This is a genomic window from Rivularia sp. PCC 7116, assembly GCF_000316665.1.
Lineage (GTDB): Bacteria > Cyanobacteriota > Cyanobacteriia > Cyanobacteriales > Nostocaceae > Rivularia.
The window spans coordinates 250864-267480 of record NC_019678.1; the positions used below are offsets into that span (position 1 = coordinate 250864).

Here is a 16617-nt window from a genome sequence, read left to right on the forward strand (position 1 = left end):
AATTCTAATTGTAGTCATGGAAGTTAAGTCATGTAATAAACTATTTATTGATAGGTTGAATTAACTAATGACTAATGCAATTGATTGTCCTACCTTTAAACCGACTCTAAGAATTGGCAATAGCGGTCAAGATGTGAAAGAGATGCAAAAACGCTTGGAAAAAAGATTTGCATCTATTTATCCTTCTAATTTTCAAATAGATGTTGATGGTGTCTTTGGCTCGCAAACTGAAAGTGCGGTTAAATATCTTCAATGTCTAGCTTTTCTAGAGACAACAGGAATTACAGATGCAGCTACTTGGAATTTTATCTGTGATGGAGTCAAAAGCTTACCGATTTTGCGACAAAATAGCACGGGAAATACGGTTAAGTTGTTACAGCAAACTTTGAAGGATTACGACTTTTATCATGGTGCAATAAATGGACATTTTGATGCTAATACGGAAATAGCCGTCAAAGCTTTTCAAGCAGATTATTCTTTGATGGCTGACGGTATCATAGGTCAGAATAGTTGGGCTACATTAATCCATTTAAATACTCATATCGATTCTTGCTATTGTGGTTATTATCGTGGATGTTAATTTCTATAATTTTGACTTTGTGGAACTGTATTAAAACCTAAATGTCAATTATAGAATTTGAGTATGTAGCGCTTTTCATTTGGGAGCAATACACTCCGATCAACGCCACCCCTTCCCCTCTCCTTAACAAGGAGAGGACTGTATTATATTCAACTGAAAACTGCTATATTAGAAATCCGGTTTGCCGAAAAATAGGGTTGCTAACTTATTACTTCGATACGATTACACTAAAAAATTAGAAAAATGTGCGAAGTAAATTCTTCCGCGTTAACAAATAAATAGTTACAAATATTTATAATACAAAGCCTAATTTTAGGTAATTTTTTGAAAAAATCTGGAATCAAAATTTTAGTTTTGATGTCTATTAGGTGATAGTTAAATTATAGAAAATCATCAAAAATTAAAATGCATAAAAATCACTTGAATCGCAAATGGCAATTGTTTTTGGCAGCGATGTTAGTAACTCTTACAGCTTGTAATTCTCCCACAGCTACAAACAGTAATAGCGATACATCATCCCCAGCTAATACAATTAATAGTCCAGAAAATTCACCAACTGCCACAGATAACAATACTAATGTTGATGCTTCTCGACTCATATCTACCCAAGGCATTGGTGATGCACGTTTGGGAATGACTTACGGGGAACTGAAAAAAGCCTTAGACTCCAAAACTACCTATGAAGTAAAATCACCCTTCATGGTCGATTTTGATGCGATCGCCGTGAATCAGGATGGCAAAACTTTATACTACATCACATACCCCTCAACAGATACTTTCTCCGATTCTAGTAAAATCGAAACTATAACCACCGAAAACCCCGATTTTCTAACCGATAAAGGGGTAGGGGTAGGAAAAAAAATTAAAGATGCTGAAACTGCTTACGGTAAAGCTACTCTTGGCTACCATACGCAAAATGAGTCTCGGGAATATGTGACATTTGCAAACCAACCATCTGATATTAGTTTTCGTCCTTTAACACCACCTGGAAAGTTTGCAGGTATCTACAAATCACCACTAAAAGAGTATAACGAAACAGATCAATTTAAACAGGACACTGTAATTAAATCAGTATCAGTATTATCCAGAAATTAACAATTACTGCTGTAAACTTATAAAATTTTTTTCTAAAGATTGTAGTTTGGGTTAGACTCGAAAAACAAATTTAGTTGGCTACAAAAATCTCTTAATCTTGTCGTAACCCAACATCACGATCGCCAACAATCACAGCCTATAATAGCAAAAGTTTTCTCAAAATATTCTGTTGCATTCTGAGACAACATACTTTACTCGTATTGAATTTTCAAAGCTGCTCAAACAAAGTTTTCCAATCAACTACAGATGGTCTTTTCCCTTTATTAACAATTTCAAAAGCTTTGTTATAACAATTTGAATTATTCAGACATTCAACACAAGCATTTGCAACATCTATTCTGCTGGTATCACCTGTAAGTTTATCGCCAGTTCCTATTACTACATCTAGGTTACCGTCAGTTTTTGCTCTTAATAAAGTATTTAAATCGTAGGAAGTATATGGGCCATCTATTAAACGTCCGGGACGAATAATTGTGTAAGCTAAATTAGAATTTTTAATAGTGTCTTCAGCCTGTTTTTTTGCGTCGAGGATGCCAAAACTATTTAAAATACTGTAGGGAAATTCTGTTTTACGTTCAACTCCACAGGAAGATACAAAAACGAATTGCTTTAAATTTTTAGGTGCCACCTCCACCAAATTACTTACACCTTGAGCATCAACTTTCATCGGACTATTTTTAGCTTTAGCTTTAGCTTCTTCAGGGTTAAAAAATAATCCGAAATAGTCGAAAAAATTGGGATTGTTTTCAAACTGCCATCTTTCGGAAGGAAAAGCAGTAGTACCGCTACAGCAAATAATATGAGTTACATTCGTCATTGCTGCTGCTAAGGTTTCAATCTCGCGGATATCACCAACAGCAACTTCGACTTTGCCAGCAAACATATTTTCAGCTTTAGATGCATTGCGCGTCAAAACTCGAACTTTTAAATTTTTATCGAGTAACTTTGCTACCGTTAATTGTCCAACTCCACCTGTAGCACCCGCAACTAATACCAAATCTTCTGAAATACCTGAAGTCATAATTTTTTAGTGAGAAATAAATATCAATAGCAAGGCAAGATACATGTCCTAACGGACACTCAATACCTACGGTACGCTTAGCTAGCCGCTAACGCACTACAAGAATACCGAATTAATTAACTCCAAAACACGTCATAAGGTATTTGTTTATCCAAAAACATGACTTGTGCCGTAATACACCCTACAAAAAACTATAAAACATTTAGATAAAAACAAAATCGAGGTAATTCTGCGACTACCAGAGAATTACCTCGATTTTTTTGGTATTTCGATTTTGATTTAAATGCGTTCCCAAATTTCTGCGTTTTAATCTCATCAGCAATCAATACGCTTGCAACCCTGAATTTTCGCTTTAAGCTTTTGTAGATGATGGCTTAAGAAATAACCATGCAACAAAAAATGTCGCTGCTGTAAACAATTGAGTTAAATCCAATGCTGAAAGATAACCATCCGACAGTGATGCAATACTTCTGTCGGTAATACCGAATAGCCAAGATGATACCCCAAACAACCAAATTCCATTCTTGAGATTGCCTATAAATGCTTTCGCTTCGGGCGATTTTTGCTTATTCATAATGTCCTATTTGGTTCAAGAAAAATAGCAAGCAGTAAGTATGAATGCCCCCATACCTCTTAATGGTTCTTAACTTTGTGACTATATGTTAATAAATATTGTCGTAACTTGACAGATGCTGCTTGATACATTTTAAAAAATGCATTTGGTTAATTTTAGGCGAGTCACATAAATCTTTTTGTGCCATTAACAACCAAATGCTTTACAAATATTTATTTTTATTAAAAAATCTATTAAAAAAGAAAATTTATCAAGAGACTTTTCGCACTCCCGATTATTTCTGGTTCGATCCTAATAGCTTATACCAATTCTGTATGAGGCTGCGCTAAAAGCCCTCACTCTGGAAGAGTGGGGCTAGACAAACGAAGCCCCTCTTCAGGGGCTGAATTCGGCGCATCTTTATAAAGAAATGGTATTAGAATTCAATGGATATCATTTAGTTGATGGTGAATATCAAGCACTGGAGCCAAATCCACAAGGTTGGCTGTGGAGTCAACAGTTAGGGTTATTTCTAGGAATTTATGAAGAAAAGTTACGCTATTTCACTCCCGAAGGAGAACTAATTCCTAGTCCTGAAGAATTAGCGCAACAAGAGTACCAACGTGCCGAGCAGGAAGCCCAAAGAGCCGAGCAGGAAGCCCAAAGAGCCGAGCAAGAAGCCCAACGTGCCGAGCGTTTAGCAGCAAAATTGAGAGAATTAAATATAGATGTGGATGATTTATAAAATAAAATTATAAAATTGTATCTATTTAAAAAAAATTAAAGCTGTGACAGGCAAGATGCCTGCCTTATAACTCAACTTAAGTTAATCAAATTTCATCGGGAAATACCCATTTAGGCGGTTCCGATAATTTTTTCATTCTGGCGATTTCAGCCATTTCGAGCATTTTGTCTAATGAAGTATCTTGAATAAACTTAGATGCTTCTTCGCCATACTCTTTATTTGGACACTTGTCTCCTAAAACACAACCGTTGACACAGGCTTCAGCGCAATTAATTTTTTGTTCTTCCATAGTGAACTCCCCTCTTAACTAATATTTTTTTTAACAGATATTAGCTTCTGGATAAATATTAGCGCGCATTCCGATTTTGGATTTTAAATTAAGTTCTAGAGACGTAATATATTACGTGTGTACAGAAGTTAATATTTACAAATATTTTTACCATGCTCAATGCCCAATTTTAGAAATGCCTGAAACCTTTGCTACAACTGGAACTATAGCGGCGATCGCCACTGCTGTTGTCCCCCAACAGGGTAGTGTGGGGATTGTGCGGGTTTCTGGAGAGGAAGCCGTACAAATTGCAGAATGTATTTTCCACGCACCAGGAAAACAAGTTATAGAATCCCATCGGATTCTCTACGGTTATATTCGTCATCCGCAAACGCAAAAGTTGGTGGATGAAGCGCTGTTATTAGTTATGAAAGCCCCTCGCTCCTATACCCGCGAAGATGTTGTGGAATTCCACTGCCACGGCGGAATTATGGCAGTGCAGCAGGTATTGAAATTGTGCTTGGAACAAGGTGCAAGATTGGCTCAACCGGGGGAATTTACCTTAAGAGCCTTTTTAAACGGACGAATTGATTTATCTCAAGCAGAGAGTATTTCCGATTTAGTTGGTGCAAAATCTCCTCAAGCTGCTCAAACTGCACTAGCTGGGTTACAAGGAAAGTTAGCTGATTCTATCCGTCATTTACGCGCTAAATGTTTAGATATCGTCGCAGAAATTGAAGCAAGGATAGATTTTGAAGAAGATTTACCACCTTTAGACTATAAAGCAATAGTATCGGATATTGAAAAAATCACTACGCGAATTACCGAATTAATTGCAACAGCCGATAAAGGCGAACTGTTACGCACGGGTTTAAAAGTAGCAATTGTTGGTCGTCCGAATGTGGGAAAATCCAGTTTATTAAATGCCTGGAGTCGTAGCGATAGAGCAATTGTTACCGATTTACCGGGAACCACCCGCGATGTGGTTGAATCGCAGTTAGTCGTTGGCGGCATACCCGTACAAGTACTAGATACCGCAGGCATTCGCGATACAGAAGATACAGTAGAAAAGATTGGTGTTGAACGTTCCCGCAGCGCCGCACAAGCAGCCGATTTAGTCTTATTTACCATCGATGCAACAACGGGATGGACAAAGGAAGATGAATTAATTTACGAACAAGTAAAGCATCGTCCTTTGATTTTAGCGATTAATAAAATTGATTTATTAGAAAATAGTCAAAATAAATCATCTCAATATCAAATAGAAAATATCAAATCCCAAATATTCACAGCAGCAGCAAAAAATCAAGGAATTGAAGAATTAGAAGCGGCAATTTTAGAACAAGTACATATGGGAAATATACAAGCTTCGGATATGGATTTAGCAGTTAATCAACGTCAAGCAGCGGCATTAATTAAAGCGAAAACATCTTTAGAACAAGTCCAGTTAACAATTGAAGAGGAATTACCATTTGATTTTTGGACTATAGACTTACGGGGTGCAATTAACGCTTTAGGGGAAATTACCGGAGAAGAAGCAACTGAATCTGTTTTAGATAGAATTTTTAGTAAATTTTGTATTGGTAAATGAATTGTAAATACTTTTAACTTTTAATTTCCGCGTTTTCCGCAGGGGTTGTCTTAGGCTAGCGGTTGCAACTTCCACCTATCCCACAGATGGGATGTTTATTTTTATGATTATTTATACAGGTCTAATTAATAAAATATCGGTTCTTTCTCTATATAAATACTGATTTTAAAGATTATTAGTTATTTTAAACACTACTAATGCGGAATGAAAAAAAGTAAATAAAATATCTATTTTTATACAATCAAATATACTAAAAAATTGTCGTTTGCTCCGACTACTATTTTTCATCCTCTAAGTGCATAAGTTGATGAAATATGAAACTATTAATAAGTAGGAATGGCCGCAACTGGCATATTTTGCTTGTAGGGTGCTGTGACAGTTCGCTTGATTTCTAAGGCAATAATAAGGTTTTCCTGTCACGCACCAACCAAAGCTTAATATCCGTTTAATAAGCAGGTATCACTTAATACATATAAGTAAACCTTTGTAAATGCATGAGAAGCAAAAGTTGTACCTGGGTGTGGTGCTGTCAAATAGAATCGCAATGAATTATCAAGATTTTCAAATATTCGTCGATAAAAACAAAAATATTCGCGCTTCTTCAGAACAAGGAGAGATTAGGAGTGAATTACGCTTGGATATGAACGACATCGGACTTGCCTTAGAACTAATTGAGTCTGAAAAAACGAATAATAATTTACTTAAAAAATTAGGAAGTCAACTTTACCAAGCACTTTTCCCAACTAAATCAACGCTCGATTTCACGCTACAATGACAGCCGCACAAGCGAATCAAGAAAATGTCCGCTTGCGCTTAATATTTGAATCTCCTGAATTAGCTGCACTCCCCTGGGAATTTCTCTACGACGAAGATACAAACGTCTTCTTATACCATTTCTTTATAAAGATGCGCCTAATTTAGCCCGCGTAGGCGGGCTTAGTTTCAGTAGCCCCAGCCTTCCAGGCTGAGGGCGATTAAGCGCAGCCTCATACAGAATTGGTATTAGGAAACAACACCGAAACTTTTCAGCCCATAGAGGAATACTTGACGAGTCAACTTGAACTAACTTTTCCGCCTTGAAATAAATTTCCAGGCTCATAAACGAAGTACGTTAAAACGCACTGTTAGCGCAGCTTGTCCGTAGAACATAATTCTTTCCGAGTCTGATTTATCAGACTTTGTATATTAGCCTTGGAATTGATTCCAAGGCTATAAATTACGGTTATTGCAGCGAGTGGTAATGTCGTAGCAGTATCCGGATTTCATATCGCGGGTTTTTCGGGACATTTGCAAGCGAGCTAGGGATTGAAGCAGAGAACTGATTGATTCCCATTAAAATCCCCATTGCTTGCCGTAGTAAACAATAACAAGTTACTCTGCGCTAGTGTAATAGATAAAGTAGATTTATTGGTTATTTCCCGTGCTGCACCGCAAATATTCAGGTTTATTTTTAAGTTTGGCTGTCTTATTCTCAACCATTACTGGCTGTGCTAACACTCCATTTGCAAAAAATCTTGAGAAATCCTTGCAAGCTGACTCTAAACTGAAAGATAATCCAGTGGTTTTCGGTGCAAAGCAGGTAAATGATAATCAAAAACAACCCGCAAAAAGCTTACCTGCTGATTTTCCAAAAGATATTCCCGTATACACCAACGCTCAACTACAGTCAGTTACCCCAAATGACGATAGTAAAGTTAAAATAGCTCGCTGGGTTAGTTCCGTACCAAGCAATTCCATAGTCAGTTTTTATGGCAATCAGTTTAAATCAAATAACTGGGAAATTATTAAACAACCTACAGATGGGCAAGGAGAATTTCAAGCACGGCGAAATAATTCAGAAGTTAAAGTAAGCATTGAACCCAAACGCATTACCAACCCCCAACCAAATCAACCGCTAACTGCTACTGAAATCGTAATCGAATATTCACCAAATACTAACGCTTCGCAAGTTAACGCCACTCCAACCCCTGCAAATACACAAAATCCCGATTTTATAGGTCCCGTACAGCCTGGAAATACAGCTGCTCAACCCCAAAATACTCCTCAAACTAATCTTGAATCGCAGGAATTCGCCGATTTAAACAAAGCACCCCAACAATTACAGCCAAAAATCCAAGATTTAGCAACATTAGGTGTTTTATCCACTCCAACTAATACAGCTAAAACTAATAATCCTGCAAATCAATTTCAACCCAACAAAAATATTACCCGTCGCGAATATGCTGGCTGGTTAGTTGCTGCGAATAACGCCATGTATGCGAATTCACCTTCTAAGCAAATTCGTCTAGCAGGGGAAGCAAATAAAAGTGCTTTTAGCGATGTTAAACAAACAGATCCCGATTTTGCGGCAATCCAAGGATTAGCTGAAGCTGGATTAATTCCCAGTATTTTATCTGGAGATTCTACACAAGTTTTATTTCGTCCAGATGCACCATTAACCCGAGAGCAAATGCTTTTGTGGAAAATTCCTCTCGATACTCGTCAAGGTTTACCAACTGCTTCCTTAGATGCAGTCAAACAAACCTGGGGTTTTCAAGATGCAGGAAAAATTGATCCTAAAGCTTTAAGAGCGTTACTCGCAGATCATCAAAATGGCGAACAATCTAATATAAGGCGTGTATTTGGTTATACAACATTATTTCAACCAAAGAAAGCTGTAACTCGTGCTGAAGCTGCTGCTGCTTTATGGTATTTCGGTACTGAAGGTGAAGGAATATCGGCAAACGAAGCTTTGAAGTTAAAGCAGTAGCGAGTAATTGAAAATTTAAACTTTAGTTACCTACTCCCTTCCCGGCTTTATGATTACCTAAGTGATTGAGGGAGGGAGTGAGAGAGGGAGTGAGTGAGGGAGAAATTTTTATCGGAAATTTTAGAGCGGGATAGGAATAACATTTGTTGTCTTACAGAGGTTTTATGCAAATCTCGTGATTTACGCACGAAGTATGAATATTTAACCATATCTTCATAAATATTTTATTAATTATAAAAAACTTGTAATAATGGCAAAATGAAGTAATTTCACGGTAGCCTATATGCTATCAATAAAAACAACTGTAAATACGTAAGAATTAAATAGAAATTGCTTCAAAAATCCTTTATTAACTAAGGAAATTTGCGTAATATCTAGAGGAATAGAATTTTAGTATGAAAAAAGCATTAACAACGGCAGGATTCCTTCTCTTCTCATTGATGCTGCCTTGTAGAGCAATGGCTAGCAATTTCAGTCAGTTCTATGTATTTGGTGATAGTCTCTCAGATACGGGTAATATTTTTACTGCTACAGAAGGCTTAGAAAATCCTGAAAGTGCATTTCCTCCCAGCCCCCCTTACGCTCAGGGACGTTTTTCTAATGGTGATATATGGGTAGATTTTGTTGGAGATGAAATAAGATTAACTCCAACTACATTAATACCACCACAAACAAATATTCCTACAGATGGTGTTAACTTCGCGACTGGTGGTTCTTCTTCTGGTTTAAATAATGCTTTTGTCCCAGATTTACCTTTACCGGGAGTTTTAGGACAAGTCGGTTTATTTACCCAAACTTTACAAGCAAATAATCAACAAGCTGACCCCAATGCGCTTTATACGGTATGGGGAGGTGCCAACGATTACTTATTTGGTGGCGTTACAGACCCCAACCAAACAGTCAATAATTTATCAAATGCAATTGGTTCATTAACTCAAGCAGGTGCTAAAAATATCGCAGTATTTAACTTGCCCGATTTAGGTCAAACTCCACTTGCGATCGCGAATGGAATTTCCCCAGAATTAACTCAACTGACTATTGCTCATAACGCAGCATTAGAGCAAGCTTTAGATGGATTTAGTGCCAATCCAGAGGTTAATATCATTCCTGTTGATATCAATTCTCTATTTAATCGGGCAGTAGCTAATCCAGGAGAATTTGGTTTTACGCAAAATTCAGCTATTCCTTGTGTAGTAGGAGACTTTAGTAATATTAGTAGCGTATGCGATAACCCCGATGAATTTATCTTCTTCGATGCAGTACATCCAAGTTCAAAAAGTCATCGCTTAGTAGCGGATGCAACCTTGAGCGCAATTAAGCACGAAACTGTACCCGAACCTTCTACAGTTTTAAGTACGTTAGTAATTGGTGCAGTAGGTACGGTAGGAGTGTTAAAGCGCAAGCGTAAAAACTTATCAACATTAAATAAATAAATTCAATTCGTAATCAATGCTCGTTTAAATTAGAACCAAAACGTTGGGTTATGACACGATAATATATTGTCGTTACAAATGAAATTCTAATTTCGTGTCTAACCCAACCTACTAATTACTATTGAAATATTAATAATGTCAGATTCAGATTACGAGCAATTATTCCAAACAATCGAATCATTAGTAATGCATCATTCCCCTAGTGGTGCAGAAACTGAAATTAACCAATACTTAATGCAGCGATTTCAAAATTTAGGTGTGGAGGTATGGCAAGATAGAGCCGATAATATTATTGCTAAAATTCCCGGAAAAAAATCCGATTATCCGATTGCAATTACCGCTCATAAAGATGAAATTGGCGCGATTGTTAAAACTGTTGGTGAAGCAGGTATCGTCGAAGTTCGTAAATTAGGAGGTGCTTTCCCCTGGGTTTACGGTGAGGGAGTAGTAGATTTATTAGGTGACAAAGAAACTATTAGCGGTGTTCTCAGTTTTGGTTCTCGCCACGTATCTCATGAATCACCACAAAAAATGTTTCAACAAGACGTAGCATTGAAATGGGAAGATGCTTGGATTGAAACTAAATGCAGCGCTTTAGAGTTAGAAAATGCCGGTATTCGCCCCGGAAGCAGAATGGTTATAAGTAAGCACCGCAAGCATCCGATTCGTTTAAAAGACCATATTGCCAGCTACACTTTAGATAACAAAGCCTCGGTTGCTATATTATTAGCTTTAGCAGAAAAAGTTAAACAACCAGCAGTAGATGTATATTTAGTAGCCTCTGCAAAAGAAGAAGTCGGAGCAATCGGAGCGCTTTATTTCTCTCAAAACCAACGATTAGATGCAATTATTGCTTTAGAAATTTGTCCGCTTTCTTCAGAGTATCCCATAGAAGATGGTGAAAGTCCGGTAATACTTTCCCAAGATAGCTACGGAATTTACGACGAAAATCTCAACGGGCAACTCCGCAACTGTGCCAAACAATTAGATATGCCCGTACAATTAGCAACCTTGAGTCAATTTGGTAGCGATGCTTCTATTGCCATGAAATTTGGTCACGTTCCCCGTGGTGCTTGTTTAAGCTTTCCCACACAAAACACTCATGGATATGAAATTGCACATTTGGGAGCAATAGCAAATTGTATCGATTTATTGAAAGAATTTTGCGAGAGTATGGATAGTGGTTAGCGGAATAATTTACAACTAACAACTAACACCCAATAACTAATAAGTAACATTCTATTAACCCTTTGAGCTTCAGAGCCGCAATTTTCTACAATGAGTTCAGAGTAAAAAAATAAAGTTACCTATATGCTAAAAAACGTTTCCGAAGTGATGACTTCCAACCCAATAACGGTAAAGACTGACACCCCTTTACGAGAAGCTATTAAAATTTTGGCTGAAAAACGTATCAGCGGCTTACCTGTTGTAGATGATGCAGGTCATTTAATCGGTATTATTTCGGAAACTGATTTAATGTGGCAACAAGCTGGTGTTACCCCACCAGCATATTTTATGATTTTTGATAGCGTTATTTATTTAAAAAATCCGATTGAATACGAACGCGAGCTACACAAGGCTTTAGGACAAACTGTCGGAGAAGTAATGAGTCAAAAACCTATTACTATTTCACCTGATAAGCCTTTAAGAGAAGCTGCCAAAATAATGCGCGATCGCAAAATTCATCGTCTTCCAGTTGTGGATGATTCCGAGCAAATAGTTGGTATCCTGTCATTGGGCGATATTATTCGCGATATGGCACAAGTTGAAAGTTAGTTGAAAAGTTTGTAACTAACAACTAACAACTAATAACTAATAACTAATAATTTGAGAAGAGAGAATAATAAAAATGAGTATTACCCCCGATACAGTAAAAAAAAAGCTCGAAAGTGAAGATTTAGGCGATCGCTTGCGGGGAGTAAATGAAATTCGGCAATTAGAACCTGCTATTGGTTTTGAATTGGTGCAAAGCGCAATTACAGATAAAAACGCTCGGGTGCGATATTCGGCTGCGAGTCAGTTCGATACTTTGGGCACGCAAGATTTAGATAAATCTTTGGATTTATTACGCGGATTACTTCAAGATCCCGAAGCTGACGTACAAGCAGCAGCAGCAGACTGTTTGGGAGGTTTGAAATTAGTAGCTGCTTTTGATGATTTGCAACAACTTTACCAATCTACCGAGGAGTGGATTGTTAAATTAAGCGTGGTTGCAGCTTTGGGAGAGTTGGGGGAACCACGAGGTTTCGATCTGCTCAAACAGGCACTTTCGGAAGACAACGATTTAGTTAAAACTGCTGCAATTAGCTCTATGGGTGAATTAGGAAATCCTCAAGCAGTATCAATTTTGGAGTCTTATGCTTCCAATTCAGATTGGCAAATCCGCTATAGAGTTGCTCAAGCCTTAAACCGATTGGGTACGGAACAAGCAAAACCTATTTTAGAAAACTTGGCAAATGATGAAGTAGAAGCTGTTGCAGAAGAAGCAAAAAAAAATATTAGTTAGTTGATGTTCCACATCCTGCGGGTGAAAGTTGATGTTCCACATCCTGCGGGTGAAAGTTGATGATCTACACCCTGCGGGTGAAAGTTGATGATCTACACCCTGCGGGTGAAAGTTGATGATCCACACCCTGCGGGTGAAAGTTGATAATTAAATCTAATTCCTAACCACCAACCACTAACCACTAACCACTAACCACTAACCACTAACCACTAACCACCAACCACTAACCACTAACCACCAACCACTAACTTTGCTTCGATTTTAAATGCTGACGCAAACTAAATAAACTCGCTGTTTGCCCCAAAGATAGCGGTAAGAGCGATATTCCTTCTAAGCGAGACTGTACCCAACCTTCTCCCCAATACCACTCATGAAACCCGTCAATTCCTTGACTCAGCAATAGACGCAAACTATTTGCAGAAGCTACGTCTACCTGGTGATGAATTGATAAAGGACCAATATGAGTGGTAAACTCAAAGCCAGAATGCAGTTGTTCTGGCATAGATCCAGAAGGAAATTTTCCACTAGGCAACCATTTTCCTAACTGCATTGGATGTAATATACTTTCAGTAATTACCTGTTGCGTTGCATCTACTTCTATCCGCAACTGACTTGTTTGAAAACTACCGAGCATTTTTACCCTCCGGCTATTCTACGAGAAGAACTTTTACTAAAGACTTGACGAACCCATGAAACTGGATTCCGGCACACCTTACTGGTTTACAAAGTTATTTAATCTACTAATATAGTATGGCAAATATATCTATATGCCGCTCCATCTACCGAATCGAATTATATTTTGTATTTAATGAGGCTTTAGATAATATTCCATCCTCCGAAAATAAACATCATACAATATAGAAAGTTTGTATATTAAGAAATGTAAGGTTAACGCATGGCGGATCAGTTAATTCGCGCTACAGCAGCTGACGGTGGAATTCGTGCTGTAGGTGCTATTACTACAAAGTTGACCTCTGTTGCACGAGAACGTCACAATCTTTCCTATGTGGCGACTGCGGCATTGGGTAGGACAATGACTGCGGGGTTATTAATGGCTTCTGGTATGAAGCGTGTAGGCTCAAGAGTCAATGTCCGAATTAAAGGTGATGGTCCTTTAGGTGGAATTTTGGTTGATGCGGGTTTAGATGGAACTGTACGCGGTTATGTCGGAAACCCCAAGGTAGAATTGCCTCCTAATCCTCAAGGTAAATTAGATGTTGGTGGTGCTGTTGGCAAAGGTTTTCTATACGTAGTTCGCGATGTCGGTTTCGGTTATCCCTATTCTAGTACTGTAGAACTAGTTTCTGGGGAAGTTGGAGAAGATATAGCTCATTATTTACTAAGTTCGGAGCAAACGCCTTCGGCTATTGTTTTGGGTGTATTTGTAGGAGCGCAAGGAGTTACCGCATCAGGAGGATTGCTAGTTCAAATTTTACCTAAAGCTGCTAGAGATGATGCTTTAGTCGAAACATTAGAATCTCGTGTCGCAGCTCTCCAAGGATTTACACCTCTTTTGCAGGCAGGAAAAAATCTCACAGAAATTTTACAAGATATATTGGGAGATATGGGGCTTAATATATTTCCAGAATCCCAAATGTTACGGTTTAATTGTGGCTGTTCTTTTGACAGAATGCTAGGAGCTTTAAAAATTTTAGGAGAAGCTGAACTGCAAGATATGATTTCTAAGGATGATGGGGCAGAAGCAACTTGTGATTTTTGTGGCGAGGTATACCAAGCCAATAGTAAACAGTTAGCCCAGCTAATTGCCGATATACAGGCAGAGTCTTCTGTTTAGCGTTCACGTATAAAAAAATACCGATAAATACTAGGAAGTAATGGTATCTATGGAGATATAATAATGCTGTAAAAATAGCTTTTTCAATAACACAGAAAATTGCTATAGTAACAGCGATTTTCGCTTCCTCAAGTCAACAAACCCCTGTTAATATAATTTGGTGTGAGAGATGGCAGAACGGGATATTCCAGATGGCTGGTCATCAGCTAGAAGAACGCAGTCAGATGATATGACTCGATTATTCAACACGGAAAAATCCGCCGATGGTAAATATGGTTTCCCGGGTACTGGTTCTAACTCTAAATCGGTGTCAAGCAAAAATAAAAGCAATTCAAAAAAATTGACTTTAAAAGGTCATTCAAAACAAAATGTTCCGGCGCATAGTAGTTCTGGAAAATTACCGCGCTGGTTAACCAGTTGGGTTCTATGGGCATTTTTGCTCGCTTTCGTACCCGGTACGATAGGATTTATGGCAATGGCGATTCTGTTAAAGTTGCCTTCGGCTCCTAACTGCCCTTCAATTTTTTGGCCTTTGGCTAGTGCTTCAGTAAGGATGCACTGCGCTCAGGTTGCGGCTTCTAAGGAAACGGTAAAAGATTTGCTGCAAGCGATTGATTTGGTGAAGAATTTGCCACAAAATCATCCATTGCGTTCCGAAATTGACCGTAATGTGGAAGATTGGTCTCGTAATGTATTGCAGTTAGCCGACCAGAGTTTTCAGGCTGGTAGATTAGAGGAAGCGATTGAAATTGCTCGTAAAATACCTGAAGATGTTTCTGCTTCTAAATTAGTAGAAGACCAAATTGACAGTTGGAAATTAACTTGGTCGAAAGCTAGTGATATTTATGAAAAAGCAGAAGGTGAAATGCGCGAGCAGCGTTGGCAATCTGCTTTCATGCAGTCGGCAAAGTTGCTACGTTTAAATAATAAATTTTGGGCTAGTACCAAGTACGAAGAGTTAAACAAATTGATTCTTGGTGCTAAAGAAGATGGTCAGAAATTAGCAAAAGCGGAAAGCTTATCAAAGTCTAAGAATGTAGATCAAATACTTAAAGCAATTAAACTAGCGCAGTCGATAGGCAAAAACAGCTACGTTTACAAAAAAGCTCAAGAAGCAATTCCAGATTTTGGAATGAGAATCCTGGAGTTGGCAGAGAATAAATTAGAACAAAGGGATGCAGATGAAGCTATCTACATAGCCCAAAGGATTCCGCCAATTTCGGAAATAGAGCCGGAAACTACAGATTTTATTGCTTTAGCTGAAGCGCAGAGAAATGCTTGGACGGGAACAATTTCTGGTTTAGAAGCTGCAATTGCTTCCGCACAGCAAATTGATTCAAATAGACCAATTTATCAAAAAGCGCAAAAACTTATTGCTACTTGGCAATTAGAAATAGAGGACGTTTCTCGTTTAGAAAGAGCGCGAACCCTTGCTTCTCAAGGTTCAATCGGCGACTTATCCGCCGCAATTGCTGAAGCGAAAATGATTCCTCGCAACAATCCCCGCGCTAAAGAAGCCAGAAAAGAAATTAATTCCTGGGCTTCTCAAGTACAGACAATTGAAGACAGACCATATTTAGAACGTGCCGAAGAACTGGCACTGTTTGGAGATGTTTCTTCCTTGAAAGCAGCGATCGCCGAAGCAAGTAGAATTCGTCGCGGACGTTCTTTGTATCGAGAAGCACGTAAAAAGATAGCCAGTTGGAGCCGTAGGGTTCAGCGAATAGAAGACCAGCCTTACTTAGATCAAGCACGCTCGCTTGCGAATAGCGGTGATTTGGGTGCAGCAATTCAAACCGCAAAACAAATTAGATCGGGAAGAGTACTGTCACGACAAGCGCAAAGAGACATAAACGAATGGCAATCTGAAGTCTCTGCTAGAAGCAATTGGAGAAGAGCGCGAGAAGTTGCATTAGGTGGAACTCCAAAAGCTTTGTCACAGGCTATTAGGTTAGCGCGGCGCGTACCTAGAGGTACCGGATTACGTTCCGATGCCAGGATCGCAATGGATCAATGGAGTCAACAATTATTTGATATTGCCCGCACTCAAAGTCAATCCGATATTGTACGTGCTATTGAAACAGCTAAGTTGGTTCCTAGAGGTACTCAAGCTTACGGACAAGCACGAGAGCAAATCCGCACGTGGCAAGACTATCTCAATCCCCCTGCACCAGAACCAGAACCAGAACCAGAAGTTGTTCAGCCATCAGTTCCTCAAGCCCAACCTGAACCTATAACTGGTAATACTTTGTAATCGGCGAGCAGTCGTCAGTTATCGGCT

16 protein-coding genes and 1 pseudogene are annotated in these 16617 nt (G+C 38.5%); 13 read left to right on the forward strand and 4 right to left on the reverse strand.

Going from position 1 to position 16617, the window contains the following annotated elements:
* Nucleotides 1-67 precede the first annotated feature (67 nt).
* Complete coding sequence (locus RIV7116_RS00980) at nt 68-580, forward strand: peptidoglycan-binding protein (RefSeq protein WP_015116389.1); 513 nt, start codon at nt 68-70, stop codon at nt 578-580.
* A 405-nt stretch (nt 581-985) separates the two neighbouring features.
* Nucleotides 986-1675 carry a hypothetical protein gene (locus RIV7116_RS00985; RefSeq protein ID WP_015116390.1) on the forward strand — a complete coding sequence of 230 codons (690 nt, stop codon included), beginning with the start codon at nt 986-988 and terminating at the stop codon, nt 1673-1675.
* A gap of 208 nt (nt 1676-1883) precedes the next feature.
* Here RIV7116_RS00985 and RIV7116_RS00990 read toward each other — a convergent pair whose 3' ends face one another.
* Both RIV7116_RS00990 and RIV7116_RS00995 read right to left on the reverse strand, forming a co-directional pair.
* Complete coding sequence (locus RIV7116_RS00990; protein ID WP_015116391.1) at nt 1884-2696, reverse strand: SDR family oxidoreductase; 813 nt, start codon at nt 2694-2696, stop codon at nt 1884-1886.
* 352 nt (nt 2697-3048) lie between these two features.
* On the reverse strand, nt 3049-3270 hold the full coding sequence (locus RIV7116_RS00995; protein ID WP_015116392.1) for a hypothetical protein: 222 nt from the start codon (nt 3268-3270) through the stop codon (nt 3049-3051).
* 415 nt (nt 3271-3685) lie between these two features.
* On the opposite strand from RIV7116_RS00995, the pseudogene RIV7116_RS01000 reads away from it, so the two are divergent.
* Nucleotides 3686-3994 (forward strand): annotated as a pseudogene (locus tag RIV7116_RS01000) (Uma2 family endonuclease); the annotation flags it as partial.
* 85 nt (nt 3995-4079) lie between these two features.
* Here the strand turns inward: RIV7116_RS01000 and RIV7116_RS01005 are convergent.
* On the reverse strand, nt 4080-4283 hold the full coding sequence (locus RIV7116_RS01005; protein ID WP_015116393.1) for a hypothetical protein: 204 nt from the start codon (nt 4281-4283) through the stop codon (nt 4080-4082).
* A gap of 175 nt (nt 4284-4458) precedes the next feature.
* Here RIV7116_RS01005 and mnmE point away from each other — a divergent pair, with 175 nt between their 5' ends.
* From mnmE to nblB, 8 genes are all read left to right on the forward strand, one after another.
* On the forward strand, nt 4459-5853 hold the full coding sequence (gene mnmE / locus RIV7116_RS01010) for a tRNA uridine-5-carboxymethylaminomethyl(34) synthesis GTPase MnmE (protein ID WP_015116394.1): 1395 nt from the start codon (nt 4459-4461) through the stop codon (nt 5851-5853).
* A gap of 490 nt (nt 5854-6343) precedes the next feature.
* A complete protein-coding gene (locus tag RIV7116_RS01015; protein ID WP_015116395.1) occupies nt 6344-6628 on the forward strand; it encodes a hypothetical protein in 285 nt (94 codons plus the stop codon).
* Nucleotides 6625-6774 carry a hypothetical protein gene (locus RIV7116_RS35640; protein ID WP_015116396.1) on the forward strand — a complete coding sequence of 50 codons (150 nt, stop codon included), beginning with the start codon at nt 6625-6627 and terminating at the stop codon, nt 6772-6774. The genes RIV7116_RS01015 and RIV7116_RS35640 overlap by 4 nt, the downstream gene beginning before the upstream one ends.
* A 499-nt stretch (nt 6775-7273) precedes the next feature.
* The gene (locus RIV7116_RS01020; RefSeq protein WP_015116397.1) at nt 7274-8602 is read left to right on the forward strand and encodes an S-layer homology domain-containing protein; all 1329 of its coding nucleotides are present in this window, start codon (nt 7274-7276) and stop codon (nt 8600-8602) included.
* A 395-nt stretch (nt 8603-8997) separates the two neighbouring features.
* Complete coding sequence (locus tag RIV7116_RS01025; RefSeq protein ID WP_015116398.1) at nt 8998-10035, forward strand: SGNH/GDSL hydrolase family protein; 1038 nt, start codon at nt 8998-9000, stop codon at nt 10033-10035.
* A 135-nt stretch (nt 10036-10170) separates the two neighbouring features.
* The gene (locus RIV7116_RS01030) at nt 10171-11223 is read left to right on the forward strand and encodes a M42 family metallopeptidase (protein WP_015116399.1); all 1053 of its coding nucleotides are present in this window, start codon (nt 10171-10173) and stop codon (nt 11221-11223) included.
* Nucleotides 11224-11346: 123 nt separating this feature from the next.
* Nucleotides 11347-11811 carry a CBS domain-containing protein gene (locus tag RIV7116_RS01035; protein WP_015116400.1) on the forward strand — a complete coding sequence of 155 codons (465 nt, stop codon included), beginning with the start codon at nt 11347-11349 and terminating at the stop codon, nt 11809-11811.
* A gap of 73 nt (nt 11812-11884) precedes the next feature.
* On the forward strand, nt 11885-12541 hold the full coding sequence (nblB, locus tag RIV7116_RS01040) for a phycobilisome degradation protein NblB (protein WP_015116401.1): 657 nt from the start codon (nt 11885-11887) through the stop codon (nt 12539-12541).
* A gap of 244 nt (nt 12542-12785) precedes the next feature.
* Here nblB and RIV7116_RS01045 read toward each other — a convergent pair whose 3' ends face one another.
* Entirely contained in the window at nt 12786-13175 is a 390-nt protein-coding gene (locus RIV7116_RS01045) for a hypothetical protein (RefSeq protein WP_015116402.1), read from the reverse strand.
* A gap of 261 nt (nt 13176-13436) precedes the next feature.
* Between RIV7116_RS01045 and hslO the strand changes: the two genes are divergently transcribed.
* Both hslO and RIV7116_RS01055 read left to right on the forward strand, forming a co-directional pair.
* On the forward strand, nt 13437-14336 hold the full coding sequence (hslO, locus tag RIV7116_RS01050) for an Hsp33 family molecular chaperone HslO (RefSeq protein WP_015116403.1): 900 nt from the start codon (nt 13437-13439) through the stop codon (nt 14334-14336).
* A gap of 169 nt (nt 14337-14505) precedes the next feature.
* Nucleotides 14506-16590 (forward strand): hypothetical protein, encoded by a 2085-nt coding sequence (locus RIV7116_RS01055; RefSeq protein ID WP_015116404.1) that lies wholly within the window; start codon nt 14506-14508, stop codon nt 16588-16590.
* The last annotated feature ends 27 nt before the right edge of the window (nt 16591-16617 follow it).